Annotated in this window: 12 protein-coding genes; 9 read left to right on the top strand and 3 right to left on the bottom strand. The window is 59.4% G+C overall.

Annotated features, from left to right (window positions below; genetic code table 11):
• The first annotated feature begins 22 nt into the window (after nucleotides 1-22).
• The 5 genes from RBI05_RS13520 to RBI05_RS13500 are packed head-to-tail and all read left to right on the top strand — an operon-like array spanning nucleotide 23 to nucleotide 5,403.
• Nucleotides 23-1,633 carry a spore germination protein gene (locus tag RBI05_RS13520; RefSeq protein ID WP_310551485.1) on the top strand — a complete coding sequence of 537 codons (1,611 nt, stop codon included), beginning with the start codon at nucleotides 23-25 and terminating at the stop codon, nucleotides 1,631-1,633.
• Nucleotides 1,630-2,733: a GerAB/ArcD/ProY family transporter gene (locus tag RBI05_RS13515; RefSeq protein WP_310551484.1), complete on the top strand. Its 1,104-nt coding sequence runs from the start codon at nucleotides 1,630-1,632 to the stop codon at nucleotides 2,731-2,733. The genes RBI05_RS13520 and RBI05_RS13515 overlap by 4 nt, the downstream gene beginning before the upstream one ends.
• Nucleotides 2,733-4,013 (top strand): Ger(x)C family spore germination protein, encoded by a 1,281-nt coding sequence (locus RBI05_RS13510; RefSeq protein ID WP_310551483.1) that lies wholly within the window; start codon nucleotides 2,733-2,735, stop codon nucleotides 4,011-4,013. Before RBI05_RS13515 ends, RBI05_RS13510 begins: the two co-directional genes overlap by 1 nt.
• A 10-nt stretch (nucleotides 4,014-4,023) precedes the next feature.
• On the top strand, nucleotides 4,024-4,263 hold the full coding sequence (locus RBI05_RS13505) for a hypothetical protein (RefSeq protein ID WP_310551482.1): 240 nt from the start codon (nucleotides 4,024-4,026) through the stop codon (nucleotides 4,261-4,263).
• Nucleotides 4,264-5,403 (top strand): GerAB/ArcD/ProY family transporter, encoded by a 1,140-nt coding sequence (locus RBI05_RS13500; RefSeq protein WP_310551481.1) that lies wholly within the window; start codon nucleotides 4,264-4,266, stop codon nucleotides 5,401-5,403.
• An 85-nt stretch (nucleotides 5,404-5,488) separates the two neighbouring features.
• Here RBI05_RS13500 and RBI05_RS19315 read toward each other — a convergent pair whose 3' ends face one another.
• Nucleotides 5,489-6,613, bottom strand: coding sequence for a YsnF/AvaK domain-containing protein (locus RBI05_RS19315; protein ID WP_150457997.1), 1,125 nt, complete (start codon nucleotides 6,611-6,613; stop codon nucleotides 5,489-5,491).
• Between the two features lie 307 nt (nucleotides 6,614-6,920).
• Between RBI05_RS19315 and RBI05_RS13485 the strand changes: the two genes are divergently transcribed.
• From RBI05_RS13485 to RBI05_RS13470, 4 genes are all read left to right on the top strand, one after another.
• A complete protein-coding gene (locus tag RBI05_RS13485; RefSeq protein WP_310551480.1) occupies nucleotides 6,921-7,751 on the top strand; it encodes an AraC family transcriptional regulator in 831 nt (276 codons plus the stop codon).
• Between the two features lie 363 nt (nucleotides 7,752-8,114).
• Nucleotides 8,115-11,810 (top strand): cellulase family glycosylhydrolase, encoded by a 3,696-nt coding sequence (locus RBI05_RS13480; RefSeq protein ID WP_310551479.1) that lies wholly within the window; start codon nucleotides 8,115-8,117, stop codon nucleotides 11,808-11,810.
• Nucleotides 11,811-11,949: 139 nt separating this feature from the next.
• A complete protein-coding gene (locus RBI05_RS13475; RefSeq protein WP_310551478.1) occupies nucleotides 11,950-12,939 on the top strand; it encodes an aldo/keto reductase in 990 nt (329 codons plus the stop codon).
• 217 nt (nucleotides 12,940-13,156) lie between these two features.
• Nucleotides 13,157-13,699, top strand: coding sequence for a hypothetical protein (locus RBI05_RS13470; RefSeq protein WP_310551477.1), 543 nt, complete (start codon nucleotides 13,157-13,159; stop codon nucleotides 13,697-13,699).
• Nucleotides 13,700-14,192: 493 nt separating this feature from the next.
• Here the strand turns inward: RBI05_RS13470 and RBI05_RS13465 are convergent, their stop codons facing one another.
• Both RBI05_RS13465 and RBI05_RS13460 read right to left on the bottom strand, forming a co-directional pair.
• Nucleotides 14,193-15,812, bottom strand: coding sequence for a helix-turn-helix domain-containing protein (locus RBI05_RS13465; RefSeq protein ID WP_310551476.1), 1,620 nt, complete (start codon nucleotides 15,810-15,812; stop codon nucleotides 14,193-14,195).
• Nucleotides 15,809-17,653, bottom strand: coding sequence for a sensor histidine kinase (locus tag RBI05_RS13460; protein WP_310551475.1), 1,845 nt, complete (start codon nucleotides 17,651-17,653; stop codon nucleotides 15,809-15,811). Before RBI05_RS13460 ends, RBI05_RS13465 begins: the two co-directional genes overlap by 4 nt.
• Nucleotides 17,654-17,724: the final 71 nt, after the last annotated feature.

The following is a 17,724-nucleotide window of genomic DNA, read 5'->3' as shown; positions in this document are numbered from 1 at the left end:
AGTCCGAAGGAGAGGTTGTACGATGAAGCTGAAGCTCCCGTTCCGGGATTCCTTCCGGATACCGGACCCTGACCCTGTTGAAACCTCTGTTCCCGCTCCCAGGCCGCTGTCCGAATCGCTGGAGGACAATCTCCGGGAGCTGTCCAGCCGCATCGGAGGAAGCGACGATGTTGTGATCCGGCGGCTGGCCTACGGAGGTTCAGCGGCTTATAAGATGGCCGTTGTCTACATTGACGGGCTGATTGATTCCGAGACGCTCAACCAAGCCTTACTGAAGACGCTGATGAACAATGACACGCTGAAGAGCGGCAGCGTCCAGGGGCGCGAAGCGTACCAGTTCATTAAGGATGCGGAGCTGCCGGTCGGCAGCGTCGCCGAATGCCTGACGATGGAGACGGCGATGGCGAATCTGTTCGAAGGACATACGCTGATCTGGCTGGATGGCTCCAGCGCCGCTCTGTCGGCGGATACCTCCGGTTGGGAGAAGCGCGCCATCAACGAGCCTACCTCCCAGGGCGTCATCCGGGGACCCAAGGAAGGCTTCACCGAGAACCTTCGCACCGGGACTTCCATGATTCGAAGAAGGCTGAAGAGTCCGGATCTCCGGATCGAGCAGTACAAGATCGGACAGCGTTCCTCCACGTCGCTGGCCCTGATCTATATGGACGGTCTGGCGAGCGAAGAGGTGGTGACCGAGGTCCGCCGGCGGCTGAACCGTATTCAGACCGACGCCATTCTAGAGAGCAATTATATTGAGGAACTGATCCAGGACGGGGGACTCACCCCTTTTCCGACCATCCAGAATACCGAACGTCCCGATGCGGTGGCCGGCGGACTTCTGGAAGGACAGGTTGCCATTCTGATCGACGGAACCCCGTTCGCTCTCCTGGCGCCGTCCACATTCTTCAGCTTCTTCCAGTCCAGCGAAGACTTCTATCAGCGCTACGACATCGCCTCCTTCCTGCGGCTGATCCGGTTCACGGCCTTCTTCGTCTCGATGATGCTGCCTGCCATGTATATCGCAGTGACCACCTTCCATCAGGAAATGCTGCCAACCACGCTGCTGATCAGCTTGGCCGCCCAGCGCGAAGGGGTCCCCTTCCCGGCCCTTGTGGAAGCGTTGATGATGGAGCTGACCTTCGACGTGCTGCGCGAGGCCGGAATCCGGATGCCCCGGGCCATCGGCCCGGCGATCTCCATCGTCGGCGCGCTCGTTCTGGGACAGGCTGCTGTGCAGGCCGGTCTGGTCTCGGCGGCGATGGTTATCGTGGTCTCGTTCACCGCCATCTCGAACTTCGTCATTCCGTCGCTGGCGATTGCGAACTCGATCCGGCTCATCCGCTTCCTCATGATGCTGATTGCGGGCACGCTGGGCCTGTTCGGCATCATGTCCTTCCTGATGGCGCTTCTTATCCATATGGCCAGTCTGCGCTCTTTCGGCGTTCCTTACCTGTCGCCGCTCGCACCGATGAAGCTGCGCTATCTCAAGGATATTCTGATTCGGGTTCCGCTCTGGAATATGACGATGCGGCCATCGACCAGCACGGGCAAGGAGACGCGGAGACAAGCGCCCGGCCAGAAACCGGAGACGCGGAGCAGCGCTCCCGGCTCCAAGGAAGAAGGGAACGAATGAACAGCAAAATCGGCTCTGCCCAGGCCTCCATGCTCCTCTTCAACGCCGTAGCGCCCACCGCCCTGATCGTGCTGCCGCTCATCATCGGCACGTATGCGGAGCAGGATGCGCCCTTGGTCGTTCTGATCTCTCTGGCCCTTGGCCTCGGCGTGGCCGGCATCGTCGCGGCCTTGATCCGCACCACGAACGGGATGCCTCTGCTTGACTGGGTCCGCAAGCTCGGTTCTCCCGCGCTTGCCTTCCTGCTCGGGCTGATGCTGCTCCAGTATTATCTGGACGCCACGGCGACAATCCTCCGGGAATACATCAATTTCCTGAAAGACAACGTCCTTCAGAATACGCCGGCTTCCATCCTGCTGGTCGTCATTCTCGGAGCGGCGCTGTATATAACGGGCCGGGGAATTGAATCCGTCGCCCGGGTGAATTCCATCGTGGTGCTTCTGCTGATGCTGTTCCTGCCGGTCTTTCTGGCCGGAGTCATTCCGCTGTCCGATTCCCACAACCTGCTGCCGTTCTTCGATCATTCCGCCGCAGCGCTGACGAAGGCTTCGCTGATGCCTGTAGGGTGGATGTCCGAAATCGCCGTTCTGCTGCTTCTGGCCCCTTACTTGAAGACGCCTCAGCGGGCATGGCGAATCGGCATGCTGGGCTTGCTGTATATTGCGGGTCTCCTGATGCTTGCAATCTTCAGCTCCGTTGCCGTCTTCGGTCCGTATTTTGTCAAAATGTCCGCTTACCCCGGCTTTGCCGTCATCAGCGTCATCCACTTGGGCCGTTTCATCGAACAGCTTGATATCTTATTTATCTCGTACTGGATCTTGATGATCTACATCAAGCTGGCTCTGTTCCTGTTCGCCTGCCAGGAATGTCTGAAGCAGACCTTCCGCCTTAAGGAACGGGAGCCTTATCACTGGGCAATCGCGCTGATTGTCGGCCTGGAATGCACGTACACTTGGCAGAATCCGTCCAAGCTGAGCGAATACAACACCTACGGCCGGTTTCCGGTCTTCTATCTGATCAACATTCTGCTTCCGGCCTTCCTGCTGCTCTACGGACGAATCCGCGGCGGCCGGGCGGCTCCCGCAAAGGAGGAGAAGTAATGCGAAGCACAGACCGAACCGGAACCGAAGCTGGCGGCAGAGAACCAAGCGCGGTTCTGCGGGCCGGCGTCCGCCTCGGACTCGCTCTTCTGCTTCTGACGCCGCTTGGCGGCTGCTGGGACGACCGGGAACTGAGCGAGCTCGGCATCGCCTCAGGGTCGGCCTACGACTGGGAGAACAATCAATTTGTAGGCACCTATCAGATCATCAATCCTTCATCGGGAGCCAGCGGTACGGGGGGCAGCGGCGCGGGAAGCAGCAGCTCTCCGCCGTTCGTCACCTTCCGGGTCAGCGGGCCCACGATTATGGAAGCGATGGAGAAGACCAATCTGACCAGTACCCGCCAATTGTTCCTGAGTCATTCCAGAGTGGTTATCCTCAGCAACAAGCTCGCGCAGGAGAAAGGCATCGCCCAGCTTGTCGATCTCTTTCTCCGCAAGCCGGATGCGCGGGAGACGGTTTATGTGTTCATTACGGACGGCGAGGCCGGCCGCATTCTCGATCAGCTCATGCAGCTAAGCAAGAATCAGGGGGCCGGCATCCAGCTCATGATCGAGCAGGAGAGCAAGCTGGCTTCCTATTATCCCGGCATCCGAATGTTCGAGCTGGCGATGGCTCTCTTCTCCGACTCCAACTGTGCGGCCGTTCCCGAGATTCTGCTGAGCGGCGGCAAGAAAATGGACAAGACGGATGAAGTCAGCCAGACGGATCTGCCCTCCCGGCTTACTTTTGGCAGACTTGCCATCCTGAAGAAAGACCGGTTCATCGGTTGGCTGTCACAGCCGGAGGCGCTGGGGCTGTCCTTCTTGCGCAACCGCGTTCAGATGACCAATATCTCTTTCCCCTCTCTGCCAGATCTGCCGAACGACGACTCGTCCTTCTCGATCCAGCACAGCACGACGACCGTCCATCCCGTCTGGGATAAGGATCATTACGTGATGGATGTCTCCATCAAGGCCGGCGGCTACCTGTCGGAAATCGGCAGCGATGTGAATCTCGGCGAAGAGCGCTCCATCGCCCGCATGGAACAGGCCATTGAAGCCAATGTGCTGAAAATCGTTCAACGCTCCTGGCGAAGCTTGCACCGCCTGAATGCCGATGTGACGGAATTCGCTACGCTGATCCACCGGGAGGACCCCCGCCGCTGGAAACAGATCAAGGCCGAAGGGCGATGGGAGGACGTCTTTCGGGATATTGAGCTGCGTCTGAAGGTCACCATGCAGATCGAACGGATCGGCTTGAGCAACAAGTCGTTCAAAGCCGTCGAAAATCAGGACTGAGAGGTACGCCATGACCATTGCGTTTCTAATTCTCGGGTACCTGGCCCTTCTGGCGGGAGGCAGCCGCAGAATCCGGGGAAGCGGCTCGGGCTTGCGCCGGCTGCTGTATGCCGGTCTGCTCGGCTGGAGCCTCTACCTTGCGGTATCCGCCAGGCTCGGGTGGCCCCGAATCAGCTTGTCGGCCCTGTACCTGATCGGCTTTGAGCCTGTGGGCCATGCTCTATTTCAATGGCTGGGAGGAGAATCCTAAATGACAAGCTCCAGCAACCGCCTCTCTCCGCTGCAGATTGGCTTCATGGTCGTGCTGTTCGAGGTCGGCAGCACCCCGATGTTCCTTCTGGGCGGCAAGGCCCGGCAGGATGCCTGGCTTGCCCTCCTGATCGGCTCCGCCGCCGGCTTCCTTCTGCTGCTGGCCCTGCTTGCCCTTCAGCGTCTGTATCCCGGCCGGCATCTGATGCAGATGCTGGAGAGCGGATTCGGCCGGCTTGCCGGCCGGATTGCCGGATTTGTCTACTGCTTCTATTTTGCCTACGAAGCCATGCGCAACGTCCGCGACCTTGGAGAACTGACGAAGCTGACGCTGCTGCCCAACAGTCCGATGGCAATCACCATGTTCATCTTTGTCTTGACGGCCGCCTACGCAATCGCCAAAGGGACGGAGATTGTCTTCCGTCTTCCCGAGCTGCTGCTTCCGCTGGTGATCATCTCCTATGCCCTGCTGATTCTCCTGCTGGTCGCCACCCGGTGTACAGATTTTGCGCGGCTTGCTCCCGTGATGGAGAACGGACTTAAGCCGGTTCTCCAAGCCGCTCTGCCGGACACGATCTCTTTTCCGTTCGGTCAGATGCTCGTCTTCCTGATGCTCTGGCATCTTCGCGGCAAGCCGGGCTCATCCGCCCCGGAGACGATCACCGGCTATATCGCCGTCAGCCTCTTCCTTGTCTTCATGAACGCCCTCAACCTGGCCGTACTCGGTCCGGCTCTTGCAACCAGCAGAGAGCTGCCGTTCCTGAACTCGGTCCGGACGCTGACCGCGCTCGGGTTCATCGAACGGCTGGACATTATGGTGACCTTTCTCATCTTCATCGGCATTACAATGAAGATGATGCTGTTCTACCTCTGCGCCGTCCGCGGATTGGCCTACTTGAGCGGAATAAGAGGCTCTGCTTGGATCTTCTTCTTCGGCTTCCTGATCTACGCGAGCTCCTTCATCGAGCGGAACTACACGCAGCATATCGCGATCGGACTCGGCCCCAGCCTGAAGATCGACATGCTGTTCCAGCTTGCGATTCCCCTGCTGCTCCTGTTCATCTCCCTCATTCGCCGCAGCGCCAAGAAGAAGAAGAAGAAGAACGGCCTGCAGCGCAAAAAGGCCCCAAGCACCGCCTGAGCGGGCTTGAGGCCTTATTCGTATCCGGCGATTGGCGGAGCCGTATCAGCCGGAGGCAGCGCCGTTCAGCAACGGCGGCGCAGTCTTACCGATTGCGGCGAAGCGGATCAGTATCGGCCGCACGGTCGGTTAATCTCGCGTCCCCTGTCCGGTCGATTCTCGCTTCTTCCCGGCGAACCGTATCCTGCACCTGCTCGGTCTCCTGAACCTCTCGCTTGTGCACATCGACTTCGCCGGTAACTACCGTATTCTTGTTGACTTCGACGCGCTCCTCGCTCACCGGAATGCGGATCGTCTCATCCTGGCCGATCGGACCCGCGCCGGTCTCGTCGGTTACCGCGCGGCGCTCGATTACTACCTCTTCATGCGTAACCGGCACGTGGATCGTCTTCTGCTCTTCAATGACTTCCTTATGGATCGACACTTCGCCGGTCTGGACCTTGTTCTTGGACACATCAAGCTGCTCTTCGCGCAGCCGGAGCTTACGGGCGCTGTCCGCATCCGCCTCGGACGTTACACCAAGATCCGTACGGGCATGATCCGGCACAGCCGTTCCGGTTGCTGACGTACTCAGATGGGAAGCCGCTCCGACTGCTCCCGAATTTACCGTATCCAGTCCGGGATTGCTGCGGTTATCCAGCGAGGAGCCGTTGAATACGGCATCGACCGAATCTCTCACCGAATGGTCGGCCTCCGTCCCCTTTACCTCGTCTTCATAATAGCTGCTGTTCAGCGAACCATGGCTGCGGAAGACGCTATAAATCTCGCTCTCCTTCGCCGTATCGGCATCTACCATAACCAGGATGCGGCCTTCATCGACATAGCGGTCATAGGCTTCAGCCTCTTCTTCCGGAATGCCGAGTCCGATCAGACCGCCGACCAGGCCGCCCGTTCCGGCGCCTACAGCCGCGCCTGCCAGCGTCGCTGCGATAGGACCTGCCGCCAGAATCGGCCCGATTCCCGGAATCGCCAAGGCTCCCAGCCCCGCCAGCAGTCCGGTAAGGCCGCCGAGAATGCCGCCTGTTGCTGCGCCGGAAGCAACGCCTTCCGGCGCCATAGTTCCGGTATGTTCGCTGATGTTCTCCATATCATCCTTATTTCGGGCTATAACCGAAATATCCTCAGTCCGGAATCCCTGTTTCTTCAGTTGCTCAATGGCCGAAGAAGCCTCATGCTCCGATGTAAATACGCCTACGATACGTTTGTTCATTTCAATTACCTCCTTCAGATTTTTGTAAAGTTGCAAATTCGAACTTGATGCACGGTTGTGAACTTGGTGCACGTGATCGGCTACATTGCCTAATTAACCACAGGATTCCGATCGAAACCATCTGCCCGGATTTCTGCGGCAAGAACCCAAACGATCCATTTTGAAACAGGAAAAGATAGAGAGCGCCTTAAGAGATTTCCAGAAATCCGCCTCTAAATCAGGCATTCCGGCCGCGGGAAGGATGCTTTATACTGAAGGTATCTCATCTCTCGAATCTGTAACACGGCTTGATATGGAGGTTCTTGGCATGGCTATCTTTCATTACAACCCCGATCCGCCTTCCCGCTCCGAGCCCGAGCTCCATCTCCTCTTCTGGGGCCGGGAACAATGTTCTCCCGGACACGCTTTCGGACCGGGCGTCCGCGACTACTACAAAATCCACTTCATCCACGGAGGAAGGGGCGTTCTGCAGGCCGCCGGCCAGACCCGCAGGCTGGAAGCAGGCCAAGCCTTTCTCACGTATCCGCACCAGAAGGTCTATTACGAGGCGGACCGGGGGCAGCCCTGGCTGTATTCCTGGATCGCCTTTACCGGATCGAGGGCGGAAGAGCTGCTGGCCCGCACCTCGCTTACGCCGGCCCAACCCGTCTTTCCGGCGGACGGCGAGCCGATGGCTGATCTGTACGACCGGCTGAACGAAGATGCGCGGGCCGGAGAAGCCGCCGATCTGCTGCTGATGGGCCGGCTCTACGAGTTCCTGGCCGCCCTGGTGCGAACGATGCCCGCCCGAGAGACCGGCCTTAGCGGCTCCCGGCGGACCAATGTGCATGTTGCCGACTCGCTGCGCTATCTGCATGCCCATTATTGCGAGGATATTTCGGTCGAACAGATGGCCGAGCAGCTTCAGCTGGACCGCAAGTACTTGTCGGCGCTGTTCAAGCGCGAGACCGGGGTTCCGCCCCGTCAGTATCTGCTGGACTACCGGATGGCGAAGGCGGCGGATCTGCTGACCCGTACCGACTGCACCGTCGGAGAGATTGCCCGCTCGGTCGGCTACCGCGATTCTCTGTTGTTCTCCCGCATGTTCAAGCGGGTAAAAGGTCTCTCGCCCCGGGCTTACCGGGAGCGTAACCGGTGACGGGCACCACGTCCCGCCTCCTCTCCATCCACAGCCGATGCCGCTGAAGACGGCCGGCTTTTTTTGCGTTCATAAAGACAAATAAGGACAGGTCTTGTCCCTCCTTGCTTGCCCTATTTTGTTTTTATATAACATTATTAGGCTTTGTTGTTTGAACAATTGACCGGTGCAACAATCTGCAAATATGATCGATTTATTGGAGACAAATGGATAATTCAAGCCTGCTCCATGGCCCCCTCTCTCTTGTTCCATGTACAATAGAGAGCGCTTTCACTATAATGCCCGAAGGGAGGAACCGTCCGCGCAGACGAAGGCGAAGAAGATCTGCTGCATGGAATCTCATAACCTTAGGAGGTTGGAACTTTGAAGAAGGCATTATCCCTGCTCTTGTGTATATGCTTGTTGATCGCGTTCTTCCCGCAGAACCATGTAAGCGCTGCAACCAATGCTGCCCTGGGCCGAACGGCTGCGGCAAGCTCGACAGAAGACTCCTCCAAGACTCCTGCTATGGCTGTTGACGGCAATTCCTCCACCCGCTGGTCTTCCAGTTATTCCGATCCGCAGTGGATCAGCGTCGATCTGGGAAGTGCGACTCCGGTGGAAGGCGTGAAGCTGAACTGGGAGGTCGCCTACGCCAAGGCTTATCAGATTCAGCTCTCCACCGACAATCAGAAATGGACCACCGTCTACTCCACGACATCCGGGGACGGTGGCATTGACAATATCTCCTTTGCGTCCCAGAGTGCCCGGTATGTCAGAATGTACGGCACGCAGCGCGCAACGTCTTACGGCTATTCCTTATGGGATTTTGAAGTCTATTCCAGCGGGGGCGCTCCCGTCGGCAGCGGGATAACTTCCGGCGCCGTCTATAAGCTGACCGCTCAGCACAGCGGCAAGAATCTGGATGTGCAGGGCGGCTCCTCCGCTGACGGCGCCAACGTCCAGCAGTGGTCGGACAACGGAAACGCCCAGCAGAAGTGGAAGGTTATGGATGTCGGCGGCGGATACTACAAGCTCATTGCCCAATCCAGCGGCAAGGCGCTGGACGTTGCGGATTCCTCCACCGCGGACGGAGCCAACGTGCGGCAATGGACCGATAACGGAAGCGCCGCGCAGAATTGGAAAATTGCCGATGCCGGCAGCGGCTACTACAAGTTAATCTCGCAGGTTAGCGGCAAGGCGCTGGATGTCGCCGGCGGCTCCACCTCGGACGGTGCCAATGTCCAGCAGTGGACCGATAACGGAAACCCGCAGCAGAAGTGGAAATTCACCTTGATTACCGCCTCTTCGGCGGATACTACCGCGCCGACGGCGCCGACGAACCTGACCAGCCCGTCCAAGACCGCGACCAGCGCAAGCCTAGCTTGGACGGCCTCTACCGACAATGTCGGCGTTACCGGCTATGACATCTACAACGGGTCGGCGCTGGCCGGAACCAGCGCGTCGCCTAGCTTCACCGTTACCGGCCTGAAAGCGGGCACGGCGTACAGTTTCACGGTTAAAGCCAGGGACGCGGCAGGCAATGTGTCCGCGGCCAGCTCCGCGCTTCAGGTGACGACCGCTTCCGATAATTCCGCCGCTTCAGGCTTCTATATCCAGGGGACGACGCTGTACGACGCCAACGGCAAGCCGTTCGTAATGCGCGGAATTAACCACGCTTATACCTGGTACAAAGGCCAGGAAGCTGCAGCAATTCCGGCCATCGCCAAGACGGGCGCCAATACCGTCCGGCTGGTTCTCTCCGACGGGCAGCAGTGGACCAAGGACTCCTTGTCCGCGTTGCAGAGCCTGATTACCTTGTGCGAACAGAACAAGCTGGTTGTCATCGTTGAAGTTCATGACGGAACCGGCTCCGACAATGAGACGGTTCTCAACAATATCGCAAATTACTGGATCGAGATGAAGAGCGCGCTCATCGGCAAGGAGAAGACCGTTATCCTGAACATCGCCAATGAATGGTACGGCACCTGGAACGGCGCCGGCTGGGCGAACGGGTATACCTCGGTCATTCCCAAGCTCAGAAGCGCGGGCATCAAGAATACGATTATGGTCGACGGCGCAGGCTGGGGACAGTACCCGCAGTCCATCGTCGATTACGGCACGCAAGTCTTGAACTCCGACCCGCTGAAGAATACCATGTTCTCCATCCACATGTATGAATATGCAGGCAAAGATGCGGCAACCGTCAAGAGCAATATGGATAGCGTCCTGAACAAAAATCTGGCTCTGGTCATCGGCGAATTCGGCATCCGCCACACCAACGGAGACGTGGACGAAGCCACCATCATGAGCTATGCGCAGGAGAAGGGCGTCGGTTATCTCGGATGGTCGTGGAAGGGCAACGGTTCCGGTCTGGAATATCTGGATATGTCGGCCGACTGGGCGGGAACCAGCTATACGGAGCAGGGCAATGCCATTATCAATGGCCCTTACGGCATTAAGAACACCTCCAAGCCAAGCAGCGTGTTCGATCAGCCGGCCGATACGCAGCCTCCGACCGCTCCGGCGAACCTGGCCGGAACGGCCGCTTCATTCTCCAGTGTCACGCTGAGCTGGGCCGCCTCAACGGATAATACGGGGGTGTCCGGCTACAATGTCTACCAGGACGGGACACTGGTTCAGATCAGCCCGACAACAGGCGCTTCGGTACACGGACTCAAGGCCAACACGGAATACACTTTTACTGTAAAAGCGGTCGATGCCGCCGGCAATCTGTCTTCCGCCAGCAATGCGGTGAAAGTCAAAACGCCGGACAGCAACGACAAAACCGCTCCTTCGGCTCCAACCGGCCTTACCGTTATTCCGTCCATCACGACCGCCGCTCTGAGCTGGTCGGCTTCGACGGACAATGTGGGCGTCGCCGGATACCGGATCTACGTGGACGGCATACTCAAAGCCACCAGTGCCGCAACGAGCTATACCTTATCCGGTCTCACGGGCAAGACCTCCTATACGTTCACGGTCAAAGCTATAGATGATACCGGGAACGAATCGGCCGCCAGCAATGCGGTCCAGGCCGCGACCGGCGACCCGGGCCAGGCAGGGACCATCGATCCGGGGCTCATCGCCGACTACTCAACCTGGTACGTCGGCATCAACGGAGCCGACAAGCCGGCAGCTCCAACGGTTGCCGCCCTGTCGCCGCTGGGGAATGGCGGCCTCAATATGACTTTTAATTTGCAGACCGAGAACTATCCCGCCTTCCAGCTCGACCCGGTTCCGGGCGAAGACTGGAGCGGCTACAAGACTATGAACCTGGTGCTGACCAACCCCAACGCCGCCGAAATTCAGGTGCAGCCGATTGTTAAAGACGGGGACTGGAAATGGGCAGAGCTGGGCAATTACATCAAAATTCCGGCAAAAAGCACGATCCTGGCTGCCGTCCCGCTGACCGGCCTGACCAACAAAAAGGTGAACCGGATCATTATCCGGGTCCAGAGCGGCAGCGGAGGACTGGCGGGCAGCATCCAGCTGCACACCATCCGCTTTGATCTGCCCGCCGACGCCTACGCCTCGACCATTGCCGAGATGAACCGTCCCAAGAGCGCAAGCTTCTACCCGTGGAATCTGGCTGAAAGCTCTTTTACGGGGAACGTATCCACCGGTCTGACCGGAGAGACGCTCTATGTCAATTATTCGAATGCGCTCAGCGATACGGTAGCGGCCGGTATCTCTACCGAAACGAAGCCCGGACTGGGCGTTGGGGATGACTGGTCCAAGTACGGCAGCCTCTCCGCCACGCTGACCAATACCGGAACGAGCGCCATCCATGTATCGCTTGTCCTGCGCACCGGAGGCGGCTGGGTCTGGCAGGAGACCGGCGGCCAGGTTCAGGGCGATACGGCAATCGAGCGGATTATCGCTCCGGGCCGATCCGTCGACGTCGTCTATGATTTCAATGCTCCGATCTGGAAATCCGCCAAGACCGGCTGGGTCAATCAGGCGGTTCTGGACAGCGCAACCGATGTCAGAGGCATTCAATTCAAGGTCTATGCCGGAACGGGTGAAACCGTAAAGGCCGGTACACTTACTCTTACGAATTTCCAGGTGAACTTCTGACAGGTTAAGACGTTAGTCCATGTTTTCCTTCCATGCTGATATACCGCTAGGCCGCCGGCTTCGGCTACAATGAAGAGGCTTACACGACAGCGGACAAGCCTCCGGCGGTTCCGCAATCCACCTGGAAGGATGATTGCAGATGTATTCAGCATCGGATACCCGATATGACAAAATGACCTATAACCGCAGCGGGCGCAGCGGGCTGCGCCTGCCGGCCGTCTCGCTCGGCCTGTGGCATAACTTCGGCGGCATCGACACGTTCGAGAACGGACGGGCGATGATTCGCCGCGCCTTTGATCTGGGCATTACCCATTTCGACCTGGCCAACAACTACGGCCCGCCCCCCGGTTCGGCGGAGGAAGCCTTCGGCTCCATGCTCCGGAAAGACCTGCTTCCCTACCGCGACGAGCTGATTATCTCGACCAAAGCCGGGTATTACATGTGGCCCGGCCCTTACGGCGAATGGGGCTCCCGCAAATATCTCGTATCCAGCCTCGATCAGAGCCTGAAGCGGATGGGGCTGGATTACGTCGATATTTTCTACCATCACCGCCCCGATCCGAACACGCCGCTGGAAGAAACGATGGGCGCACTCGACGCCGTTGTCCGCCAAGGCAAAGCGCTGTATGTCGGGCTCTCGAACTACAGCCCGGAAGAGACGCGGGAAGCTTCCCGCATTCTGCGCAGCCTCGGTACGCCTTGTCTGATTCATCAGCCCAGCTACTCCATGCTCAACCGCTGGATCGAAGACGGGCTTCAGGGTGTGCTGGATGAAGAAGGCATCGGCTCCATCGCCTTCTCGCCGCTGCATAAAGGCATTCTGACCGACCGCTACCTGAACGGCATCGCCCCGGATTCCCGGGCCGCCGGCCCCAGCGTCTTCCTGTCCGAGAACGAGATTACGGAAGAAGTGCTCGGCAAGGTCCGCAAACTGAACGAGCTTGCCGCCGAACGCGGCCAGAAGATGTCCCAGCTTGCTCTTGCCTGGGTGCTGCGCGGCGGACGGGTCACCTCCGCCCTGATCGGCGCCAGCAAGGTAAGCCAGATTGAAGACGCCGCCGCCGCTCTGGATGCGCCGGAGCTGTCCGCCGCCGAACTGGAGCGGATTGAAGAAATTCTGCGCGGCTAGACCAAGCGCCGCTGCCAGCCAATGCAGGCACTGCCGCCAGATGCAGGTACTGCCGCCAGGTGCAGGCACTGCCGCCAGGTGCAAGAGCAAGGCCCCCGTTCCGATGGACCGGGGGCCTGCTTCGTTTTACGGAGAGCCATAGATAGGAGATCGGGTCAGCGGCGGCGAACATGGATAGTGAACCATTATTGCCGCGCACGCTTAACAAGGAGGACTCATGATTCCATCGCTCTATCATTATTATGAAGCCTCCCTCGGCCCCTTCCGCAACTTGTCCGACCTGGAGCCGGAAGAAGCGGAAGCCGTGCTGGAGGAACTTCGGCTTCGCGGAACCAGCTTTGCCGGACAGCGGACGCCCGATTATTTGGCGGTTCGCCGCAGCCTGGAGACGGCTGCCCGGGAGCAATTCATCCGCAAGGGCGGACGGCCGCTTCGCTCCTGCCCCCATTACATGACACTGGGAGAATGCCCGTGGCTGCTGGACTGGTACGAGGACGGAAGGCAGCTTGACCTGTCCGTCGGGGATTTTGAGGAAGACCGGATCAGCTTCACCTACGGCGACCTGTTCCCGACCATGCGGTACCGGGACGGAAAGCCTTACCGGGGACAAATCTACACCCTGAAGGAAATAACCGGCCTGATGGATGTGTACGGGCTTCCGCAGGTCTGGAACCCGCACGGAGCGGGCGGCCCCGAGCGCTATATCGAAGTCCAGATCTGGGACGACCGGCCGCTGGCGAATCGGCTGAAGACGCTTTAGCCGCAGGATGCTCCGGGCCGGAATGAACCTACAGCGGCCGGAAGTGGCCGGAGAGGGAGATCTCCCTGCATAAAGCCGGCGTACTGGGCACCCTGTCCCTTCACGCCATGCACTCACCTATAAGGACGCGGCCCTCCCCTGTCCGGCTGCAATCCCCGAACAAAAGGCAAGCCGGCCAGCCCGGCGGACCCGCCCACCGGACCACAGAGTCCTTATTAACGCTGAAACCGGCGTTTTGCTGCTGGGATCGGACCCAGATGACCTTATATGAAGAATTATGCCCGATGTTTAACGCTATTATCGGCCAATAAGGTCTCTGGAGTCCGGTAATCCGGCATAGGAAGCCTGTACGCAAAAATAAGGTCTCTCGGGTCCGCTAAGGGAAGCCAGCTGTGCACTACTGCCGCTGATCCAAGGCGTGAGCCAGAGACACCGGCGGGCGGTTCAGGCATTCTCGCAGCCCCGGCGCGACGGCGGACCATGTCCACCGTTCCTACTCTGCTCCGTCCGCTCCTCCCAGCTTCCGGTATTCCCGCGGCGTCAGGCCCGTCGCCTTCTTGAAGACGCGGCTGAAATATTTCTCGTCCTCGTAGCCGACTCTCTCGGCCACTTGGGACAGGCGGATGTCCGTATGCCGGATCAGGCTCTTGGCCTTGTCGATCCGCAGCCGGGTCAGATAGTCGGACAGATTCTCGCCCGTCACCTGCTTGAACTTGCGCGAGACATTCTCCCGGCTTAGGTAGAACCGCTCGGCGATATGCTGGAGCGTCAGCTCGCGCTCGAAGTTCCGGTCCAGGTAATCGCGGATTTCCAGCACAATCCGGCTGTCCGAAGTCCGGGACAGCCGGAATTCGGCGCACAGCTCCGTTAACAGCTCCATCAGCCGGCGCTGCCAGAGAACCAGCGAGAAGTTGCCCGCCTCGTCGGAGTATCCCGGCAGCTTCAGTTCGCGGGCATCGCCGTCCCCCGCCCATTCCCGGAGCCAGCGCCGGATCTCGTCCATAATCTTCTCCTGCCAGTAGGAGAAGACGCTGCCGGTCAAGAGCGGCAGACCCGTCAGCCGCTCGCAGAATTCGGCCAGCGCGCGGCCGACCCGTTCGGGGTCGCCGGTCAGAAGCGCCAGGCCGAAACGCTCCGCAAGCGGCTGAAGCGCTTCGGTCTCCGCTGCGTTCTCCGTAGGCAGCGCCGCCTCGCGGAATTCCTGAACCCCGGCCGGCGCTCCCAGCAGATTGCGTTCATCCAGCGCCAGACCGGCCTGGTGGAACGCCAGGCGGATGCCGTCCGGGAACGGCTGCTCCGCGCTCAGGCCGATCTCCAGCCCCATCCGGTAAGCCGCCTCCATCGAGCGGTTGATCTCTTCCAGCAGCCCCAGTGCCGGTTCCCGGCTCCAGAGCAGCAGCGCCACATCGGCGCCGTCATGCCAGTAGCGGAAGGCGAAGCCCGAGCGGTCCCGGGAGAGAATCTCATTGCAGATGTTGGCCACGGCAAAAGCGGTCAACTGCACATCGTCGTGCAGCTTCCGCAGCAGTCGGCCTCCGGCGGATTGCAGCGAGACGATCGCCATCCGGCAGGCCGCCGCTCCGGAGGGCAGTCCCAGCTCCTCTTCCATCGCCGAGGCCAGCTCGGCGTATGCCTTCCGGCCGGTCACGAGGTCGGACAGCGCCTTATCCCAGTAGAGCGGGCGCAGCACGTTGAGCTGGATTTTTTGGCGGAAGGCCTGTTCCCGTTCGTTCTTCTCCTTGTTCCACAGCTCGAACGCCCGCTCCGCGGCTTCGGCTACCTGCTTGCCGCTCACCGGCTTGAGCAGGTAATCCGTTCCGCCGTACACGATGGCCGGCTTGACGTAGTCAAAATCCTGGTACCCGCTGACCACAACCGTCTTGGTGTAGGGCGCATGGCTATGCAGCCACTCTAGAAGCGACGCGCCGTCGACCAGCGGCATCCGCATATCGGTGAAGACGACGGCCGGCCGGTGCTGCTGAACCAGTTCCATCGCTTCCCGTCCGTTGCTTGCTTCATAAATGCCGGTTACCCCGTACTGATCCCACGGCACAAAATATCGGATGGCCTCACGGACATGCTTCTCGTCGTCCACGATCAATACGTTCGTCATTGTTCTTCCTCCTTGGGTTCTTCTAAGCTGCGCGGAATCACCAGCGTCACCCGCGTGCCCGCCCCGCTGCTCTCCAGCAGCAGGCCGCAGCCTGCCCCGAGCTGCAGCCGCAGCCGGGCCAGAACGTTCCGCAGTCCGATTCCTTCCTCATCCGACCCGTCCAGCGCCTCCTCGTCCAGACACTGTCTGAGTTCCTCCAGGCGCTCCGCAGGCATGCCCCGGCCGTTGTCCTGGAGCGTAATCAGCAGCCGGCGTTCTTCGTCCAGCCTTCCCCGGATTTCAATGCGGACATCCTGTACCCCGTCCGGAAAAGCATGCTTGAACATATTCTCGACAATCGGCTGGAGAATCATCTTCGGTACGATCATGCTCCGAATCCGTTCCTCCAGGTCAAGCGTCAGCGACAGATTCTCCGCCCCGAAGCGTTCCTGCTGCAGAATCAGGTAATTCTCCACATGCTCCGCTTCCTGCGCCAGCGTAACCAGCGGATTGTTCGTCGTCATCGAATAGCGCATCATGCTGCCGAGCGAATAGATCAGGTCGTAGATCTTCGGCGCGCCGAGACGAAGCGACAAGCTGGCGATCGACTGAAGCGCGTTGTACAGAAAATGCGGATTGACCTGCGCCTGGAGCGCCTTCAGCTCATTCGTTTTGTTGGCGATTTCCAGCCGGTATTCGTTCAGAATCAGATCGTTGATGGTGCGCGTCATATCCGTGATCTTGCGGGTCAGAAGACCGAATTCATCCTCGCTGACCGGCTCGATGTGGGCGCCGAGCTGCCCGATCTGCACCCGCTGCGTATAGGCGATCAGCTTCTTGATCGGACGAGTGAACGAGATCGAGATCAGCACCCCTGCGATGCCCGCAACGGCTACCAGCAGCACGCCGATGCCGGTATTGATGCCGGTAATCGTCCGCGCGTCCGTGTACAGCTCGTCATAGGACACCAGCTTCACGATGTAGCCCTGAAAGAGCCGGGTATCCACATGCTGATAGAGCACGATGCCCTGGAAGTTCCCGTCTCTCCACGAAAAATGCCCGCTCTCCTTGTCCGCCGGAAGTCCGCTCCAGCCTTCCGAGAGCGGCTGTCCGACCCAGCCGTCCCCCTGCGCGTACAGCAGTTGTCCGCGCTCGTCCGCAATATAGAGACGCTCCGTTCCCGCATTGTACATCGCGGCCGAAATATTCTCCAGCTCGCTCAGCTTGAAGTCGATCGAGAGGTCGGCCAGAATCTCGTCGCTGGGTGTCTTGTATACGGGATAATGAAGCGTGAACACCGACGTAATGCCCGGCCGGTAGTTCGAGAAGCCGGATTTCACGCCGTACTGGTGATCCGGATGGGCCGGCTCCACGAAGGGCCGGTTCGTGCCGTCCGGGTTGTCCTGGGGCCGGTAGGTCAGATTCGTCTCCTGCCGGAACTGGCCGGCCAGCAGCGTATTGGACTGCCGGATGCTCCGAATGAAGAGGTGGATCTGAAAGATGCTGCGGTCCGCCGTATACAGATTGTAGAGCTGGCTGGACATGATATGCCGGTTGTCCGGCAGGGCCGTATCCGAGACGGGCACACCGCTCGCATTCTTCGCCGTCAGGATGGCCGTGTAGAAAGATCCCGCCACGTTGATGCCGCTGTACACGCTTGAGGCCCGCTGGTCGATGCCCTCAAAATAATTGCCAAGATCGGCCGCGCCGAGCGAGAGAAGCTTGCCGTTCTGGGCGATGGACTGGCGCGTTACCGATTCCCGGGTGAAGTAGTACGAGAAGATGACTGACACGCTGGCGGGAATAACCGCGGCCAGAAGCACCAGCGCAATCAGCCGGCTGCGGATACTGTGTTTGAACAATGAGGCTCCTCCTGATCCTCCCGGCGATGGGGCCGAGCAATATAATCCACTTTTCTTATCATCATATTGAG

The sequence above is a fragment of the Paenibacillus glufosinatiresistens genome, assembly GCF_031470375.1.
Lineage (GTDB): Bacteria > Bacillota > Bacilli > Paenibacillales > Paenibacillaceae > Paenibacillus_AQ > Paenibacillus_AQ glufosinatiresistens.
This window is presented reverse-complemented; position numbering and strand designations above follow the sequence as displayed.

Bases quoted from the DNA above. Each gene is read 5' to 3' on its own strand.
- RBI05_RS13520 (WP_310551485.1), top strand. From the start codon at position 23: ATGAAGCTGAAGCTCCCGTTCCGGGATTCCTTCCGGATACCGGACCCT.
- RBI05_RS13515 (WP_310551484.1), top strand. From the start codon at position 1,630: ATGAACAGCAAAATCGGCTCTGCCCAGGCCTCCATGCTCCTCTTCAAC.
- RBI05_RS13465 (WP_310551476.1), bottom strand. From the start codon at position 15,812: ATGACGAACGTATTGATCGTGGACGACGAGAAGCATGTCCGTGAGGCC.
- RBI05_RS13510 (WP_310551483.1), top strand. From the start codon at position 2,733: ATGCGAAGCACAGACCGAACCGGAACCGAAGCTGGCGGCAGAGAACCA.
- RBI05_RS13470 (WP_310551477.1), top strand. From the start codon at position 13,157: ATGATTCCATCGCTCTATCATTATTATGAAGCCTCCCTCGGCCCCTTC.
- RBI05_RS13475 (WP_310551478.1), top strand. From the start codon at position 11,950: ATGTATTCAGCATCGGATACCCGATATGACAAAATGACCTATAACCGC.
- RBI05_RS19315 (WP_150457997.1), bottom strand. From the start codon at position 6,613: ATGAACAAACGTATCGTAGGCGTATTTACATCGGAGCATGAGGCTTCT.
- RBI05_RS13485 (WP_310551480.1), top strand. From the start codon at position 6,921: ATGGCTATCTTTCATTACAACCCCGATCCGCCTTCCCGCTCCGAGCCC.
- RBI05_RS13505 (WP_310551482.1), top strand. From the start codon at position 4,024: ATGACCATTGCGTTTCTAATTCTCGGGTACCTGGCCCTTCTGGCGGGA.
- RBI05_RS13500 (WP_310551481.1), top strand. From the start codon at position 4,264: ATGACAAGCTCCAGCAACCGCCTCTCTCCGCTGCAGATTGGCTTCATG.